The 2,257-nt window shown below is 33.7% G+C and carries 3 protein-coding genes; 1 reads left to right on the top strand and 2 read right to left on the bottom strand.

Annotated features, from left to right (window positions below; all coding sequences use genetic code 11):
* Positions 1–280 precede the first annotated feature (280 nt).
* Entirely contained in the window at positions 281–526 is a 246-nt protein-coding gene (locus RHOW815_RS07575; protein WP_215217709.1) for a hypothetical protein, read from the bottom strand.
* A gap of 184 nt (positions 527–710) precedes the next feature.
* Positions 711–1,058 (bottom strand): helix-turn-helix domain-containing protein, encoded by a 348-nt coding sequence (locus tag RHOW815_RS07570; protein ID WP_215217708.1) that lies wholly within the window; start codon positions 1,056–1,058, stop codon positions 711–713.
* A gap of 120 nt (positions 1,059–1,178) precedes the next feature.
* Here RHOW815_RS07570 and RHOW815_RS07565 point away from each other — a divergent pair, with 120 nt between their 5' ends.
* On the top strand, positions 1,179–2,129 hold the full coding sequence (locus RHOW815_RS07565; protein WP_215217707.1) for a Ulp1 family isopeptidase: 951 nt from the start codon (positions 1,179–1,181) through the stop codon (positions 2,127–2,129).
* Positions 2,130–2,257: the final 128 nt, after the last annotated feature.

Raw genomic sequence — 2,257 nt, 5'->3', positions numbered from 1 at the left:
GAGCCTTTCTAGGTCTGTTATTTAGCATAAGTTTCCACCCCTTCCATATCCTTGGAAGTCGTATCTAAAAAGCCTTGTGTTTTAGGAAAATATTGCCTAACTAGTCCGTTTGTATGCTCATTTAAGCCTCTTTCCCAAGAATGGTAGGGCGTTGCAAATTAGAAGTCTGTCTCTAGCTCGAAACTAACCATTTGGTGATAGGCAAATTCTTTTCCGTTGTCTGCTGTTAATGTGTGTACAAAATCTTTGATAGGTTTAAGTTGTTCAATTAACGCTTGACTTACTTCCTCTGCAGTTTTATACGACCAGGGCTGTTCCCTCTTCCAGAAGTTCCCTTTCTCTGCTTGTTATATTTTTTCCCTCGATGACGGAGCTCTCTATAAAGCTGTCCTCCCTGTCGTTTATCTTTCCAGATATGATTATAGATGGTCTCATGACTAACATGTTCTTTACCATGTCTTTTAAGCCATCCGGATATTTGTATATAGTGATTCCGATTCAATCGTATATAGTAGTGCCAATTCAAACGGATAGCTTAATAGGTTTCAAGTCAAAGACTTGAAACTTGTTGTTAATCCTATATTTTTCTATGTGATTAAATCGGAACCACTATATACTAGATTGATTTCAAATTAAGAATTGCATAACTAGGTTTTTTTGAAAAAACTGCTCTATCTTGCAAGAAGATGTTATCTTTTGTATAAAAATGTTTATGTATTAAAACTCTTAATTTGAATGCAAACGAGTATAGGGCTCCATTGCAACTTGATTTTTTCTTCAATACGGGTAACTATTTGAGGAGTCATTTTTTTATTGGGCTGAGAATTTTTTCTAAGAAATGCTTTTTCTTGAGCTTGCTGATGACGGTATCCTCGTTGCCCTTTATTTCTCTTAAGTTCCCTACTAATAGTGCTATGATGAACTTTTAGAATGGTTGCTATTGAGCTAGATGTATCTCCTCTAGCTTGTAAAATATAAATCTGACATCTTTGGTCATAGGTTAGGTGATGGTAGCCTTTAGGCAAGGTCTCTTTTTGTGTTTGATTGTTAAAAATCACAATAGAGATTCTTTCATCGCCTGCCTATTCTTTTTTTTAATTCTTCTGTGCACTTCAAACTTGAAAAGACTAACGAGTTTATTATATAATTAGATAAAAACTTAAAACTGGTACTTATAAATGAAAATAAATCAAATTAATAATAAACAATCATTTATCTTTAATCCTTTAAAGATCATTCAGTCCTTAGGCTGGGTTGCGGTGGCCATTTTAACCCTTCCTACTGTAATTGGCTCTTATTTTGCATGGAAAAAGCTAGTCGCTATTTGGAGTAAAAATGAAAGACCTGATACACAAAAAACAGCTGAGGTTGCTTCAGAGACTTTAGTCCAAAAAACACTAGATAAAAATAACTTAGATTTAGATGAAGAAGAAGATTTTGTTGATATGTTAAGTGAAAATCTTCCAAAACCCTTAGAAGTCAAAAAAGAAGAGTATGAACGAGTGATTGCACAATTTGAATCCTCGGGCTGTTTAGGTCCTTCTTCAGCAGAAGTTTACTTGGATTATTTAAAAAATATAAATCCTGCTTTTCATTTTAATATGCGTCTTTTAAATAAATTAAGACCTAGCTGTAATGAATTTCTAAAAACAATTGAGGTTGAAGTAAAAGAAGCAAAAGAAAAAAACGGTTCTTTGTTTTTTGTGCCTTTCTTATTAGCGGGAAATTTCCTTCGCGAGCAACATATCGTAGTAGCTGTTATTAACTTAAAAGATGAGAAAATAGAGTATTTTGATCCTAAAGGAAACCGAGTTTATTCCATCTTTGTTAGATCAGTAGATCGCAATCTAGCAGAATGGAATGAACCGACTCAAAAGTTTTTAGAGGAGCTCAGTAAAGCTCTTTTCCCTGATCAAAACCCTTCAATTATTCGTAATATAAATTATCCTCAATCTTTATGGAATAGAGTAGATTGCGGAGCACATGCTTTAGAATTTATTGAAAAAAGATTATCCGCTGATTCTTTGGAGCAGGCTTCTTCCAGTCTGACTCTTGATGGAAGGCAATTACGAAGAGAGTTAGCCCATACTTTAAAAGAAAGTCTGAAAAACCAATCATTAAAAACTTAAAAAGAACTAAATCTTCCTATAGATTTATTTAAGAGCCTGTTTAAAATCTTTTCAAAAGTAGAGCAATAAAAGCAAGAACCACCATATTCAGGCTTGTATGTAGTTTTCTTTCGCAATTTTTCCATAGC

The organism is Candidatus Rhabdochlamydia sp. W815 (assembly GCF_018642185.1).
GTDB classification, from domain to species: Bacteria; Chlamydiota; Chlamydiia; order Chlamydiales; family Rhabdochlamydiaceae; genus Rhabdochlamydia; species Rhabdochlamydia oedothoracis.
Note: the sequence above shows the minus strand (reverse complement) of the source record. Positions and strands in the feature narration are given on the sequence as shown.

Bases quoted from the DNA above. Each gene is read 5' to 3' on its own strand.
- RHOW815_RS07565 (WP_215217707.1), top strand. From the start codon at position 1,179: ATGAAAATAAATCAAATTAATAATAAACAATCATTTATCTTTAATCCT.